Origin of the sequence: Neobacillus dielmonensis, assembly GCF_000612665.1 — a bacterium.
In the GTDB taxonomy this organism is placed as follows: Bacteria; Bacillota; Bacilli; order Bacillales; family Cytobacillaceae; genus Neobacillus; species Neobacillus dielmonensis.
The window spans coordinates 25684-49603 of record NZ_HG942048.1 but is presented as its reverse complement, the minus strand read 5'-3'; the positions used below and the strand labels follow the sequence as shown (position 1 = coordinate 49603).

The following is a 23920-nucleotide window of genomic DNA, read 5'->3' as shown; positions in this document are numbered from 1 at the left end:
AATCTCGTACCATTCCTTTTATGAAAAGATATAATCGCCTTACTCGGTATGTGAACTAATATAATTAATCAACTGGATATACTCCTGCTCGACAGCGATATCAAACCTTAATCCATCAATCTTAATCCCATAGTTTGGCTGATGTTTTACCATACCTTTAATAGCGTCCGTAAGTTGAATTTCGCCCCCGGCACCAGGCTGCAATTTTTCCAAGTAATCAAAGATCGCCGGTTCTAAAATATATCTTCCAATCACGGCTAAGTCGGAGGGAGGTGTTTCCTCCGGTTTTTCAACGATATCGGTTATTTTAAATTGATTACCTTTGATTCTTTCTGGTTTAACCACTCCATATTTATGCAGAGTCTCTACAGGTACTTTTTTAAGACCGAGGATATTCTTGTTATGAAGGTTATACATATCAATTAATTGCATTAAGGCAGGTTTTGACTTTTTGTCTGGTAAGATAATTTCATCTGGCAGTAAAACGGCAAATGGTTCATTCCCGACAAAAGGTTTACCAAGGAGAATGGCATCCCCCAATCCTTTGGAATAGGTCTGTCTGACAAATTGAATATGCACATTCGGCAGTTCGAGTTTCTTTAACAATTCGCTTTTGCCATTTTCCTCTAAAAAAAACTCCAATTCCATTGAACGGTCGTAATAATCAAGAATCATATTTTTTGAACGTGACACAATGATTAGGATTTGTTCAATACCGGAATTAACGGCCTCTTCTATAATGTAATCAAGTGCTGGGCGCCCGCAAACAGGCATCATTTCCTTAGGTATTACCTTTGTAATTGGTAAATTTCTCGTTCCATAACCGGCAGCAGGTATGATTGCTTTTTTCACCATGCTAGTCCCCTCCTTTCAATCTATTGTCAGTGTATTCAAACTTGTACAAGGTGTGAATCACCGCCAAGATAACGGGCGGTAAATGGGGGAAATACCATGTTGTATTAATCGTCCCTTTCTAATGTAAATATTGGGTAAAAGCCGATTTCCGGGAGGAAGGTTTATCATATAATGCAAAAGACATGGTTTGATTATAGGCATTCCGGGAGATGGTAAAAAGCGTGGATACGATTGTTTTTATTAGCAGCAATAAATCGGGAACTAGCCGGGAGGCATTGCGGGCTGCAAAAGAACTAGGCTATGCGGTGATACTATTTACAGACAGGCCAAAATTCAAAAGACAAAGAGAGGAATTTCCAGAAGTGGATGTTATGATTTACTTTGAAAATTTGAACAATAAAGAATTGATTAAAGTAAAGATAAAAGAGTTAGCCCAGAAAAGATATCACATAAAGGCCTGCTTAAGTTTGGTTGATCCGTTTGTTTCGCTTGCTTCCTCCATTTCAGAGGAAATGGGTTTTGCAAAATTATCTACACGGGCCCTGTATCTTATGGAAGACAAAACTCGATTTAGGGAAGAATTGAAGGAGTTATCGGCAAATCCATTTTTCTCATTGGTAAAACCTGAAGATTTAATGGAAGAGATTATCCCTCAGTTTGAAGATAGACTTCCTCTCATATTAAAATCGCCCCAGTCAAATGGATCAAAGGACGTGCTCCTCGTAAAAACAAAACAGGAATTAATCAAAGGAATTGAACAATTAAGATATTCGGTTCAATCATCCCCCATTTTAATTGAGGAGTATATCGAAGGCGCCCAGTACTTGGTGGAGGTAGTTGCATGGAAAGGGAAAATTCATATTGTAGCAATTATTGAACAGGATATTTGTTTAAATGAACGATTTATCGTAACGGGATATTGTTATCCCGCCAGTCTTTCCGAAACCCAAACCAACGGGCTGGAGGAAGTGGTCAGAGAAATTCTTTGCAAGTTGGGGATGGCATCGGGATCCTGTCATTTAGAACTTCGTTATTCCAAAGGAGAATGGAAGTTAATTGAAATCAATCCGCGGATGTCCGGGGGTGCAATGAATAAAATTATTTCAGAAGGAACTGGTATAAGTTTAGTAAATGAAATTATCAAAATGAATTTGAATCAAGATCCTGACTTGTCCCATTCTACATTCAAGCATGTTTATGCAAAATTTATGACGATTTCTTCTTATGGAAAGCTGTTAATGGTGACTGGAAAAAAAAGAGCACAATCCCATGATGGAGTAAAAGATGTCTATATTAAACCTAGAAAAGGGGCGATATTAAACCCTCCCTTATCCATGGGAGATAGATATGCCTATATTATTGCTGCTGGCTCCACTCGCGATGAAGCAAAACAAATTGCCATCAATGCTGCCAAAGAAATCAGATTTTACCTAGAAAACCTTTAAGGGGATGAGAAGCAATGACACTGATTGGGATGCTTCATAATCGGAAATCCCCTGAAAAGCTGAAACGCGCTTATGCATGTGCAGCAGTAGCTAAAATGGATGGCGCTGATTTTTGCTATTTTTCTTACCGGGGTGTGGATTTACATGCGAAAATAATCAATGGATGGGTCCATGAAAATGGCTCCTGGATTAAAACAAAATTAAACTATCCCGATGTCATTATCAATGTAAGCAGCCCCGAAACGCCATTTCAAAAAAGAGTGTATAAACAATTAAAACAGCTCATCCCCTTTACCCGTCAAGCCATCGGCAATAAAATCGAGGTTTATCACAAGTTGTTTGAGGATGGGAAATTTAATGAATATTTAATTCCTACCTATCCTTTGATTAGTGAGGCAGATTTACTAGCTTATACGGAACATACTTCAAGCGTAGTCGTAAAACCCGTCGATGGAAAGTACGGAAAAAAAGTTCTATTTATCACTAAAACACCGGAAAGTTCCTTTGTCATTAAAAGCGGTCCAAAAACGGACATTCTGAATCTGGAACCATTTCGTTTATTTATTAGTCGGCTTGCATCGGAGAAAAACTATTTGTATCAGCCTTATATAGAGTGTAAAACCAAATATGGATTGGCTTATGACATCCGGATTCATGTCCAAAAAAATGGACAGGGAGAGTGGGAAGTTAATCTAATCTATCCGCGTGTTAGCGGAAATGGCCAGTTAGTCAGTAATATAGGCAGTGGCGGATACAGGGGGGAATTGGAACCATTTTTACAAGAGCAATTTACGGAAAATCATTTGCATTTGAAACAGCGGCTTGAATCGTTGGCAATGAACTTTCCTAAATATATGGATGAATTATATAAAAAATCCTTTGATGAATTAGGGATTGATTTGGGAATCGATGCTGCCCTAAAGTTTTGGTTATTCGAAGTAAATACTAGACCTGGTGCAAGGCACAGAGAACTGGATACTGCGATTCGTTTAGTCAAATATGCTAAATTCCTTGCCGAGCATAATGATGAAGCTTCATGATTGCTCGCCCAAATTGTACTGCTTTCCTCACCAATTTTCATTATGAACGATATCCTAATATTAGTTGAAGGAAAGGATGGAGAGGAACGTCTTGTCTGAGATAGGAGAAACTCAAAAGAGCTGGGTCATGGAAGTGATGCTCGAGGTACAAATGCTACAGGACATGCTGAATGAATTTTCCACTCCAATATTAGGGAAATTCTTGCAAAGAGTTTTTAATATCGATACTATTCCCATATTACTTTTTACAAAAAATGGTCTATTTGAATTAAGCGGGTTTTATTTTGATAAAAAGGGTCAAAGACGGGAATGTTTTATGACCAGCTTTTTCAGTATTGATTCTGTTAATGAAGAAAACAATTGTGTCACTTTATTATTGTTACGGCCCATTAATGTTTACAACCAACCAGCGGACTCGGTTTATGATGTGTTTCGATTAGTCAAAACACCCGTATGTGTTGAGGTGGATCTTGATTGCTTTTGCGGGATACAAAGTTTTCATCCAAATTTATTAAAGAAGGAAATTATCATTGAGCCAAAATGGTAGATTCAGATTTTCTATTTGTGAAGACATTGGATTGAATGAAATCGTTTTTCCGGAAAGTATAAGGCAGGTATTTGACTGTAAAGGGGAGCCATTTGTTTTTCATTATGGCAGCTGGTGGAAATATGTCGAGGTTACGTTTTCGAGTGATGTGAAGGGAAATACCATCGCCATCCATCCTAACCTTACGGGTCCTTACACCCTGCCAATTGAACTGGAATTTAATGTGAAGATAAAAGAACGCCAAATTTTTATTGGTCCCGTCATTGCCTTTATTTTTCGAAGAAATGAGAAGAGCATAATTAAGAGATTAAGGAGATTTTTAGATTATACAAGACATTACCAGGAATTCGCGGGGCTACTGTTTTTTTGTGCAGCTAAGTCCATTGATATCAATGACCAAAAGATAACCGGCTATTATTTTATCCCTGATCAAAATGGGACCGGCGGCACATGGAGCATAGGGACATTCCCATTTCCAGAAACAGCCTTTCGTAGGTGCAGGGGAAAGGAGGTAGCTGACCTATCAGAACAAATCCCAGGAAAAGTGTTTAATGATCCGTTGTTGGATAAATGGGAGATATATGACCGCTTATCATCGGTTCCTGAGGTATGCGACCTTCTTCCTGAAACAATAAGGTTGACCGGGAAAGATTCTGTCATGAATTTACTTGAAAAACACAAAGCTGTTTATGTAAAACCTATTTTAGGCAGGCAAGCAGATGGTATTTATAAAATCAGCAAGGAAATGAACCACTATGTTATAGAGGATACAACCGGAAAACGGGAAGTGATGAACCAGCTTGATGGTTTCATTAACAAACTGGGCAGGGAAAAGAGAAGCTATATTCTGCAGCAGCCAGTTGAAAATCCACAGTTAAAGCGCAATATTGTTTTTAGACTCATATTGCAAAAAGGATACGAAAAAGTGTGGATGCACAGCGGCTCATACGTCAGGGTGGGTCACGAAGGTAAAATCGCTACGAATCGCCACTTAACAGAAACCTTCATGACGACTTCTCAAACATTACAAAGCTTATATAAGCTAACTAACAAATCTACGATTGAAAAAGAACATGAGATGATTCTATCCTGCAAAGAAGTTTGCCAAGTCCTTGAAAGAGCAGATATCCAAATGGCCGACGTTGCTTTTGATGTCATGCTGGATGCATCATTAAACATTATGATTCTAGAAATTAATCAACTTTCGCATAACCACAAAGGGCCGCTCCAAACCATCAATAATAAGGAAATGTACGAGCTAATTGTTTCCAATCCGCTTCAATATGCAGCAGCCTTGGCAGGATACGGTAGAACATAAACCAAAGGATGACCTTCAAAAAGCTGAAGGTCATCCTTTATATAGACATGTAAATCTTTCACCAAAGAAGGGAGGAAGCTGCTTATTTTCCTTTGACCGCTTTGTTATGGTTGATTTCTTCGGTCACAATAAAAGCCAGATCATCGTTTCCAAACAAAGATAAAACGCCAAGTAACGTATCATTTGCAATATCTCCAGCTTCTTCTTTAGGAACTGTCAGTTCGAGGGCTTCTCTTAAAGCCTGATTCAAAGATTGTCCAGGATAGGCACGCTTGTACATTTCCTCAGGATCAAGATCGTGATTGACACACCACTGGGCAAACACGAGAATCATCATTTTTTCTTCAGCTTGATAGTTTTCAATGATTTTTTCTTCTAATTGTTTTTGATTCATATTCTCACCTTAATTTTTTCGATTGACGTATTCTAGTACCATTTCATTGGTTACCAGTTTTCTTAATGGAATAATGCGCAGATTGATTCGGTTCATTTCATTGGTCACTTCATTTATTTTATCAGTGGTAAAAGGTTTGCCTTGTTTACATAATGAAATAGCTTCCTCAATATAGGCCTCTCGCAGCTCATCTAATGTCAGAAATTTTTGATAGCTTTTGTTCTGGTTGGCAGCATGTTTGATTAAATCTTTATGTACACTCATGACTCCACTCCTAAGTTCATTAACTTTTATCATCATACCATAAATTTTACAAGGAGTGTCTTGGACAATAGAGAGGTTCAATGAAATTGTCAAAAATGTATGTAAATTAGTGGAAATCTTGTAATCTTATATATATTTGTTGAAATTTTTCCCATAACCATTATAGTAAAAAAGAGAGACAACAAATTTACTAGACGGGGGTTTATTGTGAAAAAGAAGAAAAAGATATGGATTGTGTCGATTGTTGTATTGCTCATCATTGCAGGAACTGGAACTTATTTTCTTACAAAAGGAAAAGCCAAAACAGCTGGAACCCAAAACGAGCAAATGGGAGTTACCGTTCAAAAGGTTAAGGAGCAGGAATTGGTTGAGTCGATTCTTGTCACCGGGGAAATCGTACCAGAAAATGAGCAAAAAGTTTTTCTCGAGCCAGAAAAAGGGACGATTAAAGAGTTTAAAACAGTGGAGAATCAAGCTGTTAAAGCGGGAGATCCATTGATTATCTATGATTCAACGAAATTGGAAAATGAGTTAAACAAAGCTAAACGTGGTCTGGAATTGCTGAAAAATAGAGGAAAAACAGAACAAGCTCAAATTGCCGATATAACCAAACGGATTGCCGCAGCAAAAAAGCAGCAACCACAAACCACTATTCCGACAGAGGGCAGTGAGGGTGTTGTTGAAGATGTGAACCAGATTTCCAAAGAAAAAAATGACCTTGAAATGCAATATGAAAATACCAAATCAGAAATTTCATCAGCAGAAGAACAAATCAAGGAACTAACCGCCCAAATTAATGATATGACCGTTGTCAGCAAGATGGATGGTATTGTGATCAAAGTCAACCAAAACGTGGCCAAAACAGAAACCGGCTCAGCAGAACCTGTTGTTCACATTATTTCCAGCCAGCCTTATAAGGTGATTGGCACAATGAGTGAATTTGATGCCGTGAAAATTCAGGAAGGACAAGCTGTCATTATCCGGCCAAAAGTATTTAAGGACCGTGAATGGATGGGTAAGATTGAGTCAGTTTCCCAATTTCCAACCGACAGCGGCGGCAGTGGTGAGATGATGATGGGCCCTAACGGCGGAAATGTCACGATGTATCCATTTAAAGTCGCGATTACGGACGATACAAAAGAACTGCGTCAAGGCTTTCACGTGTCACTGGAAATAAAGTCAGGCGGTCAAGAAAAATCTCTTGTGATTCCACATCCTGCACTAGTTGATGAAGGTGGCGCCAAGGTGGTTTATATTCTGGCTGATGGAAAGCTCGAGCGAAGGGAAGTTCAAACCGGAGCCATGAATGATGAAGTCATGGCGATTAAAGAAGGGATCAACGCTGGCGAACTTGTAGTGATTGCACCAACTCCAGATATGCATGACGGAATGGAAGTGACATCGTTTGATCAAGTTGACTAACATTACCAAGATATACGGTAAAGGGGATTTGGAAGTCCCTGTCTTACATGGAATTGATTTAACCGTTGAGGATGGAGAGTTTATTGCCATCATGGGTCCATCTGGTTCAGGAAAATCGACGTTAATGAATATTATCGGTTTTTTGGACTATCCGACAGCGGGAACTTTCGAATTAAACGGGGAACCAATCGGCTCTGCAAAAGAACGTGTGCTAGCGCGATTAAGAAATGAACACATTGGCTTTGTCTTTCAGCAATTTTTCATGTTTCCTAGAGATAATGCAATCAAAAATGTCGCATCACCCCTTATTTATGCTGGGGTATCCAAACGGGAACGCACGGAAAGAGCAAAACAGCTGCTGGATAAGGTTGGACTGGGAGACCGAATGAAACACCTGCCCAGTGAACTTTCCGGCGGCCAGAAGCAGCGTGTGGCCATTGCCAGGGCGCTTGTGAATAATCCTTCGATTCTTTTGGCCGATGAACCGACAGGCGCGCTTGATTCCAAAACTAGCGAACAAATTATGGAACTGTTTACCCAGCTGAATGCAGAAGGAAAAACGGTCATTCTGGTAACCCATGAGGAAGAAATAGCGGCTTATGCCAACAGAATTATTACGATAAAAGATGGATTGATCATCGATGATCGGAGGGAGAGGTAATGAACCTATTGGAAAGTTTGAAGATTGCCTTATCCTCCATTTGGAACCATAAAGTTCGTTCTGTGTTGACCATGCTGGGGATCATTATTGGTGTGGCTGCCGTCATCATCATTGTGGCGATTGGTCAAGGTGCGAGAAAACAGCTCACCGATCAAATGTTCGCTACCGATAAAAATGCAATTGATATTTACTATGAATATATGCCCAAAGAGGGAGAAGAGGGTATGTATTGGCAAGAGCCTCAACTAACGACGGAGGATATTCAGACGCTGGCCGAGGTTCCCGGGGTGAAGGCTGTGGTTGGCATCAATCACGCCGGTGGACAGGTGGTATATAGCGACACGCAGGGAGATCTGCAGATTACCGGGGTCGGTTCTGAATACTTTACAGCGAAAAAAATAAAGATCGTGGAAGGGCGCCCATTCTATGCGGCAGATACGGATGGTCTCAACCGGGCTATATTGATAGATACCGCCGCCAGAAAAAAGTTTTTTAAGGAAACAGAGAACCCCATCGGCAGCATCGTCGATATCAATGGCAATCCCTTTAAAGTGGTTGGCGTCTATCAATCGCCAGTTCCGGAGCAATATCGGAGTTCGGAGGGGGAATTGCTGATGCCGCGAACCGTGGTTTCGATGATGTTTGGCAATATGGAAATTGAGCAGTTGTCCGTGATTGCCAGCGATTCTGAAAAAATTTCTGAGACCGGCCGATTGGCTGCGGATACCCTGACCATGAAAAAGAAGTTGGAGGACGGAAGGTATACCACCCAGAATTTCGAAGAATACGAAGCCGAATTGAACAAAACGATTACCTTATTGACCCTGCTGATTGGCAGCATTGCTGGGATTTCCCTGTTAGTGGGAGGGATAGGTGTCATGAATATTATGCTGGTTTCGGTAACAGAGCGAACAAGAGAAATTGGTCTTCGTAAAGCGATTGGCGCCACGAGAGCAAGGATTTTGTTACAGTTTTTGATTGAGTCCGCCACGCTTACCTCATTAGGCGGAATGATTGGAATCGGCTTGGCATCGGTTGCTACCATTCTGGTCACCAAGTTTTCACCGATTGGTGCAGCGATGAATCCGCTGATTGTCTTAATCGGTGTCAGTTTTTCCGCTTTGATCGGCATCATTTTTGGTATATTGCCTGCAAACAAAGCGTCCAAGCTAAGCCCGATTGACGCTTTACGGTACGAATAATACCTCTAAAGTGCGGACGACGCACCTGGCAAGGTCCGGGTTAGGTTGACCTATCCCGTTTAAGTTCACATAGTCTATTGTATGAACATAAGATAATTAACAGTTACGGGAGGATAGGGGGAAATAAACAGTGCCTTCAGTAGTGAATATAGGTATGATGAACATAAATTCTCCTCAGCCAAGCTCCTCGATTATTGTTGGTGAAGGCGTAATAAATGGGATGGATGCGAACCGAAAATATAATTTAAACATGGGGGGGAATTACGGATTTAACAATCTAAATACAGCTATTTCAAATAATATTTTAGATAGTTTTGAAATGGTTGATGGACCGATCTTTGATCAGGATTTTAAACCCAATGTCGGCGGTGGAGGGAATATATAATCTCTATCTCTTACACATACCAAAAAACAATAAACCCTTAATTAAAAAAGGGTTCGTTGTTTTTTGGGTATTTTATTTTTTATATTAGTTTGTTTGTTCTTTTATTGCCGGGGTGTTACGGTCTTGATGGCTTAACGATGCACTCATCCGTTCAAAGTTGTTTCGATCCCCATGAATATTGCCCAATCCTTGGTTGTGCTTTTTGCTATTTTTAAAGTCTTGAATAAAATTGTTTCCGATACTAAAACAGGATGCGCTTTCTATAGTTCCAATTTTGATGCTGCCAATATGAAAGGTTGGAGATAGAATAGGGGAAGCCATCAACTTATTCCTCCTCCCATTTTTCATTGAATTTACCCCAATAGTTATCCATTAACGTATTCTCATCGCCAGATATCAATCCCACTTCTTCATTTATGACTTTATCAGAACGAAATTTTCTATGTGTATTTTTTTGTCCCATAAACATGCCAGATGAATGTTTAATGGTCTTTATGGATATGTCTCCTAAATGTAAAGTAATCATGGTTTATTCTCCTTAATACCTACTGTTTTATATACATTAGCGTATTCAAACAATAGGCGGATGACACAGATTTTTAGGCGGGCACCACCACAGTTTCATTGACATAAAGTAAATGAGGACCTAAATAAGGATAAACTAAAGTGGTGAAACTTAAATGTTAAAATCTTCACATATTCATTTTACTGGAAATATTCATGTTCAAACAATGGAAAGACAATCCGGTATTTTTATTGGGGAGCGAAACATCGCAATTGGTTGGAGTGCTCACGGAAAGGAAAATAGGGTAATCGGAAGTATCAGCGGACAATCTAATTTGCTTTTTCACAATATCTCGATATTAAATGACCCTGACATAGTAGATACGCCAATTGATGATCGTGACATAAATATTGCACCGGAGACTACAAGTCATGCCAACACAACGAATGTTCATTTGAAAAGTTTGCATGTCAATGGGATGCAGCCCGCGAGCTCTTTATTTGTAGGGGAAGGTCATGTTACAGGAATTGATGCAAATCAAAAAAGTAATGCTACTCAAGGGAATATTAATGGAAATAACAATCTCATCGAAAGTAATATGAATAAGAATAACGACCAAGATGTTGTAGATGCCATTATTGATGATCGTGATATCAAAATAGCTAACATTAAAAAAGAATAGTCCAATCGCTGTTATTAAAGCTTTGGATTAACCTTTAATCGGGGTTACGTTAATAGCTAGTTCTCATTATCACTATTATAGTGGAAACGATACCCTTTAGAGGTGTTAACCATTTTTTCGGGAGTGGAAAGGGAGGAGTCAGCCATTGTTTCCCGTTTTACGCTTTCCTGGTCAATCTTTAGTTTCAAAGACTCAGCAAAGTCCTCAGCGGAAGTAATATGATTCCCGATTATTAATTTACCGCTTAGAGTATCAATTTCTAAATTGTCTAAATGGAACACAATATTTTCTAAATGGTCTATTTGCACTTTATCAAAATGGATCGCTCTAGAAGACTCCTTATTTTGCTGTTTTTCTAATAATTCAATGATTCGATCTAACTTGGTCAATATATCTATATCTGAATTTGTTTCTTTTTTTTCTTTCAGTTTATTTCTATTTGAAAAAAGTCGAAACATAAATACCCTCCTTATAAAATGGTTAGAAGGATTTAGAATTTATATAAACCTGTCACAATTATCACTGAACTAGTGTTTTTATAAATATATGGGTACAGCGATAAATCATTAATAAAACATAAAAAGTTTTTGTTTGGATGATATATGGCCAGAACTAAAGTGAAGATAAACAACCGCCAGGGGGCAGGGTAAAACTTTTAAAATAACAACTCTAAAATCATACTCAAGTTTTTTACGACTAAACTTAAAGAACTTGCCCCTCAGCAAAAAAACATTATTACGTAAAATATAAATTTGACGTAATAAAAGAAGGATTTTCGGTTAGGGAGGTCGAATATATACATCATGAGGTGAATTTCATGAAAAACCAAAATAAACAGCAAGACTTTAAAAAGCTGCAAACCTTGCTTGATGAACTCCCGTGGTATGTTGAAGAATACATTAATCACAAACTTCGAAAACTATCGACGGCGTCATTGTTTAATTATTGCCATGACTATAAAATCTTTTTTAACTGGATGATTTCAGAACAGTTATGGTCCGACAGCATCAAAGACATTCCATTAGAACGATTAGAATCATTAACAGTCCTTGAAATCGAAGGATTCCTAAACTTTCTGCATTACGAGTTAAATAATAAAGAATTAACCGTTAATCGGAAATTATCCGCATTAAAGTCCTTATTCAATTATTTGCAAAACATCGCCGAGACGCCTGATTTGAAGCCATATATCAATCGCAATGTCATGGCAAAAATTGAATTTAATGAAATAAAAGAATCGATGGAAACCCGGGCTAATAAAATGGAAGGTAAAATCCTATTAGGTGACGAATATGAACAATTCCGGTTGTTTGTTGCCCATGAATACGGCGAATTAAACAAAGATAATAAAAAGCTCTTTAACTTTTATCAGCTAAATAAAGAGCGTGATACAGCGATTATATCGCTTATTTTAGGCTCTGGATTGCGTCTGTCTGAATTAATTAATCTAGATCTGGACGATATTGATTTTAATAAGTATTGCGCCAGAGTCATTCGTAAAGGAAATAAAGAGCAATTTGTGTTCTTCAGCCAAACGGCAATGAATGATTTGCAAGAATACTTGGCAGTCAGAATGTCTAAATACCAAATTGATAAAAACGTAAGATCGTTGTTTATAGCGGCACCTATGGGACCAAAAGGAAAATCCAGACGGCTGACAGCCCGATCGGTTGAAAAATTAGTTGAAAAATACGCCACAGCATTTGGAAAACCATCATTATCAGTACATAAATTGCGACATTCGTTTGCTACCAGATATCATGCTGAAATTAACGATGTGCCAAAGCTGCGGCGGCAATTAGGTCACTCATCAATCCAAACGACAATGATTTATACTCATATAAAAAATGACGATTTAAAGATTGCGGTTGATAAAATGGATATGCCAAAAGAACAATAAAAATAGCTGTCACTTCCATCTGGCAGCCCCCCTTTCACTTTTTTATTCTAGTTTACATAATATAATTATATTTTAATAAAATGGTTTCGTCTCACTAGGCAAGTATACTTAAGATAGTGAGACGAAATAAACTTTTTAACTATTTTAATCCAGAATCTTTATAGTTTTACATCAATGGTTGAATTTACATTTTTCAAAGCTTTACAGAATTCTTGTTTGTTTTTAGGTGATATTAAAATCATACCCCATTTATCATAGGTTACTTCCAATCTATCTAAAGATAATGCTGGGCTGGATAAAATATTCCGACTGCTTTTTACCTCTTTAATGGTCCTAATATCGATTTTCCAGCGGAACGGCCCCCCCACTACTTTTAATTGGTTACCATTAATTTCATAATAAGTTCCAAACCAGCACCAACAAATCAATCCACTGGTAATCCCTATTACCAAAATCGCCGCGAGTATTTCACCTTTGCTCTCAAGTTCTTCCGGAGCCAAAAGAAACGCGCCCATTAAAAAACATATACAGCCCCATAACAAAACACCCGTAATTAGTCCTTTTTTAGAATAAAACCGCATGTACGCCCCCCTCCCTTTCCTGCTCTTCTTGGCGTTTTCCAGCGCGATCTAGATTCTTCTTTTATTATTTATTTATACGGACGGGCGGGAAAAAGGTTGCAGACTAACGCTAATGGGCATATGTGTGATATATGTCAAAAATAAAACACAGACTATATGCCTGTGTTTTATTGAATGGGTTCCTTCATATTGTTAGATAAAAGGAAATTCCTTGGTGTTCCGTAATATAAGACTTGATTAAACTCGGGATAGACCGATTCGAAGCGAATATAGATGGGGGCATCCAATAACCATGGGAAATTTGTGTAAAACGCCTGGTCTCCAAAGACCATAGCCTGCAAAGCAAGGTTTAATTCTTTTTGAAAAATGGCAAATCTGATTTTAGAGTAGTTCTTATCAAATTCCCCTCCGCTTACGTAGACACGGCCCAATAATGAATACTCCCCTAACTGGTGAACCCATTCGGCCATCACTTCATCACGGAAACTTTGATTCGTGCTGCCGTAATTATACTCACTGCCGATGGTAAGGAAAAGCTGCCCACTGGTATCAGAATGCGTTAACGTATATTTTCTTCCCTCAACTGGGCGGAAGGCAGTTGCTGGCGGCAGGAAGGTAGTAATCAAGTTTGAAGGATTACTCATGTCAAGCATCTCCTTTCAAGCATCCTGTGATAGTATATGGGGCTTTTGTCTAATAGGTGACAAATACCTATTGTCCTTGTTTTAAAACCTTAACATGTGCTAGTCTCCAACTGCCATTGATGAAGGTCCAGGTAGATTCCGCCTGAGCAATGAGATCGGCATTGGCTATACCTGTTACTCTTTGCACTCCTTTTAACCCATACCTTCCATCTTCTAGTTTAGCAGGATTCAAGCTGCTATAAGAATTCACTGTTAATTCAATAGGTTCATTTAGCTTTCCTTTATAATACAGGCCTAATTTTTTATAATATTTCTTCCGGTCTTTTAAATCAAAGTGATAGGTATAACCTGTTTCTGCAATTTTAATTTCAGCTTTATAACCATTTAAAAATCTACTCTCCATATCCAATGGAGCCGGTACTGACAAGTCCGTTTTTTTGAAATCTTTTAGGGTATACAAATGGTCGATCGTCGTACCATCACTGCCGCCTGTAAAAATGTTGATAAACAAATCCTTTAATCCATCATTGTTTAAGTCTACCAGTTCCATTGCAGCTTTTGAGCCACTTTCTAAATGAATTGTATAGGACTTGCCATTAGATGCATTTATATCCGCATAAATTTCACTTAAATAGCCTTCTTCGGCTTCTTCATATGGTACACCTTTTAGTGTAATATCCTCATTTTGTCCATCCCCAGTTATATCGGCTTCTTCCTTAGCTATCTCTACTGTTTTACTATTTTCTTCAAAGGCATAAACGCCTGTTATCGCTGTAAGTGAAATTAAAAAGAACGCAGTAAACGCAAGTGCGATTTCCTTTTTCATACATATCCCCTCCAATTACTAATAATTTCTAGTATGTCCAAAATTGGGGATATAATGAAAAAAAGACCCAGAACGAGTCTTTTTTCCTAATTATTCAGTTTCCGAGTTTGGTTTCGGTGCTTCAACCTTCCATAACGAAGTAACTTTTCCATTTTCTCCTTCATCCAAGATAAAGGAACCGTTGGAGTAGCGATCACTATGGCGCAGATCTCCTGCTTTTACCGTTTCCGTATAACCTTTTTCCGTTTGGATAAATAATTCATCATCATGATTGGCAGTAACAAAACCAACAATTCGATGTGGATTGGCTTTAAGCTCCCGCAGAATAATGACACCGCGCTTTGCTCGGGTAGTCTTTTCGAACTCGGATAGTTTCATCCGTTTAATGGCTCCTCGCTGGGTTACTGTTACAATGGATTCATGGCTATCTGCGCTAATTAAGTGCCCAGCCACCACATAATCGCCATCTTTAAGATTCATCCCTTTAACTCCCGCAGCACGAACCCCTACGACACTGATTTCTTCCTCATTAAACCAAAGAGAATATCCTAAATGACTAATCAAGAAAAGATCTTTCGTTCCATCGGTTTGATGCACATTGATCACTTGGTCATCATCTTTTAGGTTAATTCCCACTAATGGTTTGGAATATCGCTGGGCTTTATATTGACTTAACTCTGTTTTCTTAACCATGCCATTCTTTGTCACAAATACCATGTAACTAGATGCTTCGAAATCCTGAATTGGAATGGCCCGAATGATTTCATCATCACGATCAATTGGAATTAAATTCGCTATGTGCTGGCCCATATCCTTCCATCGGATGTCCGGAAGTTCATGAACAGGACAATATAGGTAATTTCCTTTTCTCGTAAACAGGAGCAGAACATCCTTAGTATTCATATCAAGCTGTGCCATCAGCCGATCTGTTTCTTTCATGGCCAGGTCCTGACCATTTGACGCTGCATAAGAACGTTGGCTTGTCCGTTTTACATAACCATCTTTCGTAACAGTGACAATAACATCCTCACTTGGCACCATGACTTCCAAGTTGATTTTAATTTCTTCGATTTCCGCTTCAATCTTAGAGCGGCGTTCATCTGCAAAACGCTTTCTCACGTCTTTTAATTCTTTTTTAATGACGGAAAGCAGCTTTTTCTCACTCTCGAGAATGCTCGTCCATTCTGCAATTTTCTTAGCTAATTCCTCCGCCTCATTCTGTAAAGCGGTAATATCTGTATTCGTTAATCGATAAAGCTGTAAGGAGACAATCGCCTCGGCTTGCGGTTCAGTGAAGGCAAATTTGGCAATCAAGTTATCTTTTGCATCCCGTTTGTCTTTGGAAGCGCGAATAGTAGCGATGACTTCATCTAGTATCGATAAGGCCTTCATTAAGCCTTCCACAATATGTTGGCGTTCTTTCGCTTTCGCCAGATCATATTGGGTTCTTCTCGTTACTACATCTTTCTGATGCCCGATATAGGCATCCAACAGATCGCGGAGGCCCATTTGTTTCGGACGGCGGTTGTAAATGGCAACCATGTTAAAATTATAAGTTACTTGAAGGTCACTGTTTTTATATAAATAGTACAGTACACCTTCTGCATCAGTGTCTTTTTTCAGTTCAACAACAATGCGCAAGCCTGTCCGGTCCGTTTCATCACGCACCTCAGAAATTCCTTCCACTTTGCGGTCGATCCGAAACTCATCCATTTTCTTCACAAGATTAGCTTTATTGACCTCATATGGAATTTCTGTGATGACAATTTGCTGCTTGCCGCCACGCACATCTTCAATATCCGCCTTAGCACGAACAATAATCTTTCCTTTACCAGTTTCATAGGCTTTTTTGATACCATCTATGCCTTGAATAATCCCGCCCGTAGGGAAATCAGGCCCTTTGATAACCGTCATCAGTTCGTCTACCGATACATCCGGAGTATCCATCATCATGATGACCCCATCAATGACTTCAGCCAGGTTGTGCGGCGGAATGTCAGTGGCGTACCCGGCCGAGATACCTGTCGAACCATTGACCAACAGATTTGGAAACATGGCTGGAAGAACGGTTGGCTCTTTCGTTGTGTCATCAAAGTTTGAGATTAAATCTACCGTTTGTTTATCGATATCGCGAAGCAGTTCCGCTGCAATTGCAGAAAGTCTAGCCTCGGTGTAACGCATAGCAGCAGGAGGATCGCCATCCATGCTTCCGTTATTTCCATGCATTTCAATCAGGACGTTGCGAACCTTCCAATCTTGGCTCAAACGGACCATAGCTTCATACACAGAGGAATCACCATGCGGGTGATAGTTACCAATAACATTACCTACGGTTTTGGCTGCTTTTCTAAACCCCTTTTCATGGGTGTTCCCTTCCATGTACATCGCATATAAAATTCGGCGCTGTACCGGTTTTAAGCCGTCCCTGGCATCAGGCAGCGCCCGGTCTTGGATAATGTATTTACTATATCGTCCAAAACGGTCGCCAATGACTTCTTCTAAAGGGAGGTCGCGAAATCTTTCTGCTGTGCTCATTCTTCATTTCCTCCCTCTGAAACGGTTATATTTTCATTTGTCAAAATCGTATCATCTTCCTCTAGTCCGAACTCGACGTTGCCTTCAATCCATTTACGACGAGGTTCAACCTTGTCGCCCATCAGAGTTGTAATCCGGCGTTCTGCTCTAGCGCCATCATCAATTTTAACTCGAATCAGAGTCCTGGTTTCAGGATCCATGGTGGTTTCCCAAAGCTGCTCCGCATTCATTTCACCCAAACCTTTATAACGTTGGATAATATAACCGCGGCCAACCTTTTTAATCGCATCCTGTAATTCGTCGTCTGTCCAAGCGTACTCAATGATTTCTTTTTTTCCAGATCCTTTGCTGACTTTATAAAGTGGCGGAAGGGCGATAAACACTTTTCCTGCTTCGACGAGCGGCTTCATGTAACGGTAAAAGAATGTAAGCAGCAGCACTTGGATGTGGGCACCATCGGTATCAGCATCCGTCATGATAATAATTTTATCGTAATTGATATCATCAACATTAAAGTCAGAGCCTACTCCACCGCCAATTGCATAAATCATCGTATTAATTTCTTCGTTTTTAAAGATGTCAGCCAGCTTGGCTTTTTCTGTATTAAGAACTTTACCTCGAAGCGGCAATATAGCCTGGAAGCGGCGGTCACGGCCTTGTTTAGCAGAACCACCCGCAGAATCACCCTCTACTAAATAAAGCTCATTTTTTTGTGGATTACGAGATTGAGCCGGAGTCAATTTACCAGAAAGAACCGTTTCTTTACTTTTCCGTTTTTTCCCGCTTCTTGCATCCTCACGTGCCTTTCTTGCAGCTTCACGAGCTTGGTAAGCTTTGACTGCCTTTTTTACAAGCAGTGTACTCGTATTAGGGTTTTCTTCTAACAAATAGGATAGATGCTCGGAAACGACCCCATCGACTGCAGACCTAGCTTCGCTGGTTCCTAATTTTCCTTTCGTTTGCCCTTCAAATTGCAGCAGGGCCTCTGGAATTCGAACCGATATGATGGCAGATAAACCTTCGCGAATATCTGCTCCATCGAGGTTTTTATCTTTTTCTTTAAGCAATCCCGTTTTACGAGCGTAATCATTAAATACCCTGGTCATCGCAGTTCTAGCCCCGATCTCATGGGTACCTCCGTCCTTGGTACGGACATTGTTAACGAAGGATAACATATTCTCGGAATAACCATCGTTAAATTGGAAGGCAAAATCGACTTCGATGCCATTTTGCGATCCTTCAAAGCTAACAACAGGATGAAGGGTTTCTTTGCCTTCGTTTAGATAGGCTACGAACGCCTCAATTCCGTTTTCGTAGTGAAACACTTCATGAAAGTCGTTGCGAAGATCAATGATTTCTATCTTTAACCCTTTCAATAAAAAGGCTGATTCCCTTAAACGCTCGCACAGAGTTTCAAAATTGAAGGTGGTGGTGGAGAAAATGGTTGCATCCGGCTTGAAGTGGATGGTGGTTCCGGATTGATTGGTTTTCCCGATTTTTTCAAGGGTGGTAACCGGTTTTCCGCCGTTTTCAAACCGTTGTTCATAAACAAATCCATCACGCTTGATGGTTACTGTCAACCATTCCGACAAGGCGTTGACAACGGAAGCACCTACACCATGCAGCCCTCCGCTGGTTTTGTAACCTCCCTGTCCGAACTTACCTCCTGCGTGAAGAATGGTTAAGATCACTTCTGGTGTCGGTTTCCCCATTTTATGCATTCCGGTAGGCATGCCCCGACCTTTATCTGCAACACTGAGTGAATTATCTTTGTGGATTTTTACGGTAATGTGATCACCGAATCCTGCCAATGCTTCATCTACCGCATTATCGACGATCTCATAAACGAGGTGATGAAGACCTCGGGCATCGGTACTGCCAATATACATACCAGGACGTTTTCTGACGGCTTCTAAGCCTTCTAGTACCTGTATGGCATCTTCATTATATTCAAAAGCTTGCTGAGTTCTTGCCACTAAAATACCCCTTTCATACCCTACAAAAAGAAAAACCTTTCTAGTTTGCTAATACCTTTTTCATTACTATTCTTTAAATATCACTGAAATCCTTTATTATCATAACACATTAGAACAAATGTTTGTTACTTAATTTTACCAAAGGTCTTACGGCGTCTATGCTTTATTTTAGCGATTTATTTTGATTTGGCAAATGCGTTATGAAAATTTTTCGTGCTTCAACCATTGTTTTCAAAGGTTTTGTAGAAAAAAAATAAAAAGCTGTGAGTATTTTTCCACAGCTTTTTACGTTTCATGATTATTATTTCGTTAAGGAATGAATGACTTTGATACAGCGGTCCATAATCACAGGATAACCCTTTTCTGTTAAAAATTCATAAGCCTCTTCATTTACCAGGCCCTGCTGGGCCCAAAATACATCAGCATCCACCTCAATGAATTCTTTCGCCACATCGAACAACTGTTCTGAACGGCGGAAAACATTGACAATATCAATGTGCCCGTCAATATCTTTTAACGTGGCTACGGCCTTTACACCTAGAGCTTCGTCAATAGTTGGGTTTACTGGAATAATTTCATATCCAGCCTTTTGCATGACCTCTGAAACCTGATAGGAAGTTCGTGCCGGATTATTACTTAACCCCACAACCGCAATCCGTTTGGCCTTTTTCAAAATTGCTCCCATTTCTTCTAAACTTGGATATTCCACAGCCATTACCTTCACCCCTAATATGACATTGATTATCTTTATTTTATCTTTATTTGGAAAAAAATACAGCAAAATTGATTGATTCCAAGATAATGTTATCTGAATGAGGTGAGATTTTGGTCATCTCTACTCACGCACTAGGAAAAGTCTCATTCTTTGGGACAAATAAACAAAATTTTGTCCCCGTTTTCGTATGAGCCACTGTCATAGAGCCGCCCATATTTTCAAGAATCAGCTTAGAAATATATAGGCTAAAGTCTAATCCATATGTCTTAGTCTTTGAGGTAGCAGCTAATTCAAAAGTCTGATCCAATACCGCTTGGTCCATACCACCTGCATTAGCGCTTAACTCAGCTATTATATAATTGTCTGTATCTTCAAGATTGATGTCTATCATACGCTTATAAATATCCTTTTCTAGGAACGAATCTTTCATACGGGTAATTATCCCTAATACCACCTGACTAAATTGATGTGGATAACCAAAAGCCATATACTGTCCTCGATGTACAAAATTAACGATGATTTGATGTTGTTGCAAACATGGAGAAAAAAGAGCCAAAGCTTCTTCAATGGAGTCAGCAACTGAGAAAGAGGATGGACTTTTATCCTGTTTATATAGTTTTCGTAAATCGTGGATGGTTTGTGACATTTGGTTTATCTGTAACATACTTTCCGTTATAAAATGGTCAATGTATTGGTCATTCAGTTCCCCGAATTCCAATGCTTCTCTAATATCTTGAATTAACAACGATAAATGGTTTAATGGCTGTTGCCACTGAGGTCCAATGGTTTCGAACATTTCACCCAGTTGAGCAAGCCGCGATTGCCGAAAGAAAAAGGGGTTGATTTGTTTCGTATGCCCCGCTTCCTTTTGAGAATGTATTTCAGGATTTGGATACTTATTTGGTATATCCTTATGCGTTCTCATATGTTCCTCCCTTTCCAATGAGCAGTACCAAGCCGTAAAAATTGTTTAAGACAATTGATTGTTTATTGATACCGGATTGTAAACAGTAACCTCATTTTTCCCGCCTTGTTTGGACTCGTATAAGGATTGTTCTGCATGAAATAACAGTTCTCTTTTTGTCATACCTGCTGAATAAGAGGCAACTCCAAGGCTGCAGGTTACTCGTTCCAACCCTTGAAAGGAAAAGTTTTCAATTATTTTACGAATGGATTCTGCTAAGACAAATGCGTCTTCCAATTGCGTTTTTGGCATAAGTATGATCATACAGTCGCCACCCCAGCGTGCAAGAACGTCATGCTCACGGATCCTCTGTTGTACGATAGTAGAAACGGTTTTTAACACATAGTCACCGGCTTTATAGCCGTAACGTGAATTTAGCTCTTTTAAATCATCCAAATCCATAACAGCTAAGGAAAAAGTGTGTGAACTTTTATCTGCCTTTGTGACCATTTCCTCTAATATTTCGTTAAATTTACACCTTTTTAAGGCATTCGTTAACGGGTCTATTATCGTTAATTGTTCTTTTTTATAATTTTCTATTTCCTTCTTCGTCTCAATTTGGTGAACTGATTGTTGAACGCTATTTAAAAAACGTTCTAGATAGATGGGCTTCGGAATCACATGATTGACGTAATAATTCTCAATTAAGGTTGTATAGATTTCTTGTTCGTCTTCAGCAGTAGTAACTATGATGGGTATATGCCCGTTTATATTACGTATGTTTTTAATCAGATCAAGTTCGTCATCTTGATTCATATTAATATCAATAATCAACAGGTCTGGATGATATTTTTGATATAGAATAAGACCTTCTGTCCCATCTTTTGCAGCGTGTATGGTTGAAAATCGACGGGCTAAGACTCGCAGCATTTTTTCTCGGGAAAACATTTCATCTTCAACATATAAAACACTAACACCGGAAAAGGACTGATAAAGAGCAGATGGATTATTGATCGCCATAGTTAACACCTCACATCCATATTTTTTTGATATGATAAAACCGACCGCTTTTCTTAGTTCCGGCCGGTTATACTTGCTTTTGTATTAGATTTATTTAAATTATATGAGCTCGGTGTCTGCCTTTCAACGAATTCTCAGATGATTTGAAAAGTCTCCATATTTTTGTAATAAAATTGACTATTTTTCTACCTTTATTCCGAATTTGGCCGATGATTTCCACTCCAGTCAACATAGTTAAAAAAATCAACATTATATCCGTTTAACAGAGCTCTAATGTTAAAAAGAGCCATCTTTTCATGGTAATAAAGGTACTTCTATAAAAAAGAAAACCAGTCAAAAGACTGGTCTAATAAATTAATTTTGTGTGACATTGTTGTTTGTGGTCATCTGTAAGGCTGTCCAAGCGGTTTGACCTGCAAAAAGTCTTGACCAGCTAGCCACACCCGCAAGGTTTTTCGTTACTGCTAGGTTGGCTCGTTTTGTTAAAGAACTTTCGTCTTCCATCCAGATTTTATAAACGGCGTTTTCCTCTGGTGCCTTATACTCTGCATAATTCTGGCCACTTTCCTCATCATAAGCCGGCTGCACGCCTTTTTCTGCCAACCATTCACTAGCCTGGTCCATCGAGAGGGCCTTGGAGGTAATTAGAGTCGTTCCATCACTGTTAGTTTGTTCCTTCCAAAGCCTAGTATAAAGTGGTACACCCAGAATTAACTTGTCATTAGGAACCTCCTTTAACAGTTGATCCAAATTATTCTCTACCCAAGGAAAACTGGCGACACTTCCTGCCTCTGACGAACTCCCTGCATGTTCATCATAGGCCATCACGATTAAATAGTCGGCAATTTCCGCTAGCTTGGGTCTTTCATAAAAGGAGGACCAATTGTTATTTTCACCTGCTGCAAATGTAATATCCATTGATACCACCAGCCCGGCTTCGTGAAGGTAGGGTGCTGCCTCCCGCATTAATTGTGTTATGTACGGACCATCTTCTTGATTAACATTTTCAATATCAAAATTAATTCCTTGCAGCTGATACATTTGACTGAAATAAAGCAGCTGCCGGATGATATTTTTCCTAGTTTCAAAGTCTTTAAAAGCCTGGTGTGTTAATTCTGGGTCGAAGGCGTTGGAAAACACGCCCCAGACTTGATAGCCTCTAGTTTGCGCCCAATGACTGTAATCTAACGAAGCAAGATTTTTAACAGAACCATCTGCTCCCGCCAATGAAAACCAGGTGGGTGAAATCACGTTAACTCCTGACATTTCAGGAATTTTTGTCATATCTGGATTTTTCGTATAGACAGCTTCCCATGTTAAATTTATGGGTCCATTCACCTTTGGCAGGTTAAACTTTTTAGTATCATGAGCGACTGTAATCTTTTCAAGTTCACCTGGTTGGATATATTTCTTTTTGATATAACCCGCCATTCCGTTAGCTTTGCGAACAAAGTAAAAATCTTGTTTTTCCCCTTCTATCCTTACAGCTTCATTTCGCTTCAATTGCGCTGAGTAAGGTGCCTGCCATTCAGGTTTTGTTCTGATTCTTAATCTCTTTTCATTGATATCCTTATTCATAACGGTCGCATTGGTATATGTATCACCATCTTGTTCAATTATAATGGCATCAGAATCTTGCAATCTTGTATACTGAAAAGAATAAAAAGGTAGAATCGAATCAATGCTAATATAGACCTGATCATTCATAGTCATAATTGGAGATAATTGTAGAGATACCGGCTGTTCATTAATAAAATAGGTTAAGGAATCGGTTGGCATTTGAACCACTTTATCTTTTGTTGTGATGATGACAGATTTTGATTTTTCATCGTAACGGATTGCCAGGTCAAGATTTTCTTGGATAAATTGCATTGGTAAATAGATGGATTGATTTTGCACCACAGCATTCCCCTGCGGCATCCCTTTAAAAATGATTGGGTGTTCCCCTTTAAAATAGGCGTGTTTTTCATTTGAAGGAAAGGGATATAATAGTAAAATAACTGCGGATACAATCAACAGGATGCCACTAATGAGCCCTCCTATTATCCACTTTTTTGAATTCTTTTGAGTAATGATTTCCATATTAGCCATGACATTCG

At 39.2% G+C, this 23920-nt stretch carries 25 protein-coding genes; 10 read left to right on the top strand and 15 right to left on the bottom strand.

Translation table 11 applies throughout. The features are described 5' to 3' along the window. Nucleotides 1-39: 39 nt before the first annotated feature. Nucleotides 40-855, bottom strand: a complete 816-nt coding sequence (locus tag BN2425_RS07005; protein WP_042456802.1) for a UTP--glucose-1-phosphate uridylyltransferase — start codon at nucleotides 853-855, stop codon at nucleotides 40-42. Nucleotides 856-1076: 221 nt separating this feature from the next. Here BN2425_RS07005 and BN2425_RS07000 point away from each other — a divergent pair, with 221 nt between their 5' ends. The 4 genes from BN2425_RS07000 (at nucleotide 1077) to BN2425_RS06985 (ending at nucleotide 5205) form a co-directional block, all read left to right on the top strand. Then, the gene (locus BN2425_RS07000; RefSeq protein WP_042456800.1) at nucleotides 1077-2300 is read left to right on the top strand and encodes an ATP-grasp domain-containing protein; all 1224 of its coding nucleotides are present in this window, start codon (nucleotides 1077-1079) and stop codon (nucleotides 2298-2300) included. Between the two features lie 14 nt (nucleotides 2301-2314). Next, complete coding sequence (locus BN2425_RS06995; RefSeq protein ID WP_042456797.1) at nucleotides 2315-3340, top strand: YheC/YheD family endospore coat-associated protein; 1026 nt, start codon at nucleotides 2315-2317, stop codon at nucleotides 3338-3340. 91 nt (nucleotides 3341-3431) lie between these two features. Beyond that, nucleotides 3432-3887, top strand: coding sequence for a CotY/CotZ family spore coat protein (locus BN2425_RS06990; protein WP_052352796.1), 456 nt, complete (start codon nucleotides 3432-3434; stop codon nucleotides 3885-3887). Then, nucleotides 3871-5205: a YheC/YheD family protein gene (locus tag BN2425_RS06985; RefSeq protein ID WP_042456794.1), complete on the top strand. Its 1335-nt coding sequence runs from the start codon at nucleotides 3871-3873 to the stop codon at nucleotides 5203-5205. The genes BN2425_RS06990 and BN2425_RS06985 overlap by 17 nt, the downstream gene beginning before the upstream one ends. Nucleotides 5206-5287: 82 nt before the next feature. On the opposite strand, the gene BN2425_RS06980 is transcribed toward BN2425_RS06985, so the two are convergent. Continuing rightward, complete coding sequence (locus BN2425_RS06980) at nucleotides 5288-5599, bottom strand: hypothetical protein (RefSeq protein WP_042456790.1); 312 nt, start codon at nucleotides 5597-5599, stop codon at nucleotides 5288-5290. 9 nt (nucleotides 5600-5608) lie between these two features. Beyond that, the gene (locus BN2425_RS06975; protein ID WP_042456787.1) at nucleotides 5609-5863 is read right to left on the bottom strand and encodes a DUF2533 family protein; all 255 of its coding nucleotides are present in this window, start codon (nucleotides 5861-5863) and stop codon (nucleotides 5609-5611) included. A 207-nt stretch (nucleotides 5864-6070) separates the two neighbouring features. On the opposite strand from BN2425_RS06975, the gene BN2425_RS06970 reads away from it, so the two are divergent. From BN2425_RS06970 to BN2425_RS06955, 4 genes are all read left to right on the top strand, one after another. After that, nucleotides 6071-7285, top strand: a complete 1215-nt coding sequence (locus BN2425_RS06970; RefSeq protein WP_042456784.1) for an efflux RND transporter periplasmic adaptor subunit — start codon at nucleotides 6071-6073, stop codon at nucleotides 7283-7285. Further along, nucleotides 7269-7946 (top strand): ABC transporter ATP-binding protein, encoded by a 678-nt coding sequence (locus tag BN2425_RS06965; RefSeq protein ID WP_042456781.1) that lies wholly within the window; start codon nucleotides 7269-7271, stop codon nucleotides 7944-7946. Before BN2425_RS06970 ends, BN2425_RS06965 begins: the two co-directional genes overlap by 17 nt. Next, nucleotides 7946-9148: an ABC transporter permease gene (locus BN2425_RS06960; RefSeq protein WP_042456778.1), complete on the top strand. Its 1203-nt coding sequence runs from the start codon at nucleotides 7946-7948 to the stop codon at nucleotides 9146-9148. The genes BN2425_RS06965 and BN2425_RS06960 overlap by 1 nt, the downstream gene beginning before the upstream one ends. 130 nt (nucleotides 9149-9278) lie before the next feature. Next, nucleotides 9279-9533, top strand: coding sequence for a hypothetical protein (locus BN2425_RS06955; RefSeq protein WP_042456776.1), 255 nt, complete (start codon nucleotides 9279-9281; stop codon nucleotides 9531-9533). 84 nt (nucleotides 9534-9617) lie between these two features. Here the strand turns inward: BN2425_RS06955 and BN2425_RS06950 are convergent, their stop codons facing one another. Together BN2425_RS06950 and BN2425_RS06945 are read right to left on the bottom strand one after the other, a co-directional pair. Beyond that, nucleotides 9618-9854, bottom strand: a complete 237-nt coding sequence (locus BN2425_RS06950) for a hypothetical protein (protein WP_042456774.1) — start codon at nucleotides 9852-9854, stop codon at nucleotides 9618-9620. Between the two features lie 4 nt (nucleotides 9855-9858). Continuing rightward, the gene (locus BN2425_RS06945) at nucleotides 9859-10059 is read right to left on the bottom strand and encodes a hypothetical protein (protein WP_042456771.1); all 201 of its coding nucleotides are present in this window, start codon (nucleotides 10057-10059) and stop codon (nucleotides 9859-9861) included. 154 nt (nucleotides 10060-10213) lie between these two features. On the opposite strand from BN2425_RS06945, the gene BN2425_RS06940 reads away from it, so the two are divergent. Next, nucleotides 10214-10720 carry a hypothetical protein gene (locus BN2425_RS06940; protein ID WP_042456768.1) on the top strand — a complete coding sequence of 169 codons (507 nt, stop codon included), beginning with the start codon at nucleotides 10214-10216 and terminating at the stop codon, nucleotides 10718-10720. Nucleotides 10721-10776: 56 nt separating this feature from the next. Here BN2425_RS06940 and BN2425_RS06935 read toward each other — a convergent pair whose 3' ends face one another. Then, entirely contained in the window at nucleotides 10777-11178 is a 402-nt protein-coding gene (locus BN2425_RS06935) for a hypothetical protein (RefSeq protein WP_052352795.1), read from the bottom strand. Between the two features lie 359 nt (nucleotides 11179-11537). On the opposite strand from BN2425_RS06935, the gene xerS reads away from it, so the two are divergent. Beyond that, a complete protein-coding gene (gene xerS, locus BN2425_RS06930; protein WP_042456766.1) occupies nucleotides 11538-12620 on the top strand; it encodes a tyrosine recombinase XerS in 1083 nt (360 codons plus the stop codon). A gap of 158 nt (nucleotides 12621-12778) precedes the next feature. On the opposite strand, the gene BN2425_RS06925 is transcribed toward xerS, so the two are convergent. From BN2425_RS06925 to BN2425_RS06885, 9 genes are all read right to left on the bottom strand, one after another. Continuing rightward, nucleotides 12779-13201 carry a PH domain-containing protein gene (locus tag BN2425_RS06925; protein WP_052352794.1) on the bottom strand — a complete coding sequence of 141 codons (423 nt, stop codon included), beginning with the start codon at nucleotides 13199-13201 and terminating at the stop codon, nucleotides 12779-12781. Nucleotides 13202-13368: 167 nt separating this feature from the next. Continuing rightward, complete coding sequence (locus tag BN2425_RS06920) at nucleotides 13369-13845, bottom strand: staygreen family protein (protein ID WP_042456764.1); 477 nt, start codon at nucleotides 13843-13845, stop codon at nucleotides 13369-13371. Between the two features lie 67 nt (nucleotides 13846-13912). Then, entirely contained in the window at nucleotides 13913-14671 is a 759-nt protein-coding gene (locus tag BN2425_RS06915) for a hypothetical protein (RefSeq protein ID WP_042456762.1), read from the bottom strand. A gap of 90 nt (nucleotides 14672-14761) precedes the next feature. After that, the gene (gene parC, locus BN2425_RS06910; protein ID WP_042456761.1) at nucleotides 14762-17206 is read right to left on the bottom strand and encodes a DNA topoisomerase IV subunit A; all 2445 of its coding nucleotides are present in this window, start codon (nucleotides 17204-17206) and stop codon (nucleotides 14762-14764) included. Next, the gene (gene parE, locus BN2425_RS06905) at nucleotides 17203-19182 is read right to left on the bottom strand and encodes a DNA topoisomerase IV subunit B (RefSeq protein WP_042456759.1); all 1980 of its coding nucleotides are present in this window, start codon (nucleotides 19180-19182) and stop codon (nucleotides 17203-17205) included. The genes parC and parE overlap by 4 nt, the downstream gene beginning before the upstream one ends. Nucleotides 19183-19483: 301 nt before the next feature. Beyond that, a complete protein-coding gene (locus tag BN2425_RS06900) occupies nucleotides 19484-19897 on the bottom strand; it encodes a CoA-binding protein (protein ID WP_042456757.1) in 414 nt (137 codons plus the stop codon). Between the two features lie 124 nt (nucleotides 19898-20021). Next, complete coding sequence (locus tag BN2425_RS06895; RefSeq protein ID WP_042456753.1) at nucleotides 20022-20822, bottom strand: ATP-binding protein; 801 nt, start codon at nucleotides 20820-20822, stop codon at nucleotides 20022-20024. Between the two features lie 45 nt (nucleotides 20823-20867). Beyond that, on the bottom strand, nucleotides 20868-21821 hold the full coding sequence (locus tag BN2425_RS06890; RefSeq protein ID WP_052352793.1) for a GGDEF domain-containing response regulator: 954 nt from the start codon (nucleotides 21819-21821) through the stop codon (nucleotides 20868-20870). 354 nt (nucleotides 21822-22175) lie between these two features. Continuing rightward, a complete protein-coding gene (locus tag BN2425_RS06885; RefSeq protein WP_042456750.1) occupies nucleotides 22176-23912 on the bottom strand; it encodes a glycosyl hydrolase family 18 protein in 1737 nt (578 codons plus the stop codon). Between the last annotated feature and the right edge of the window lie 8 nt (nucleotides 23913-23920).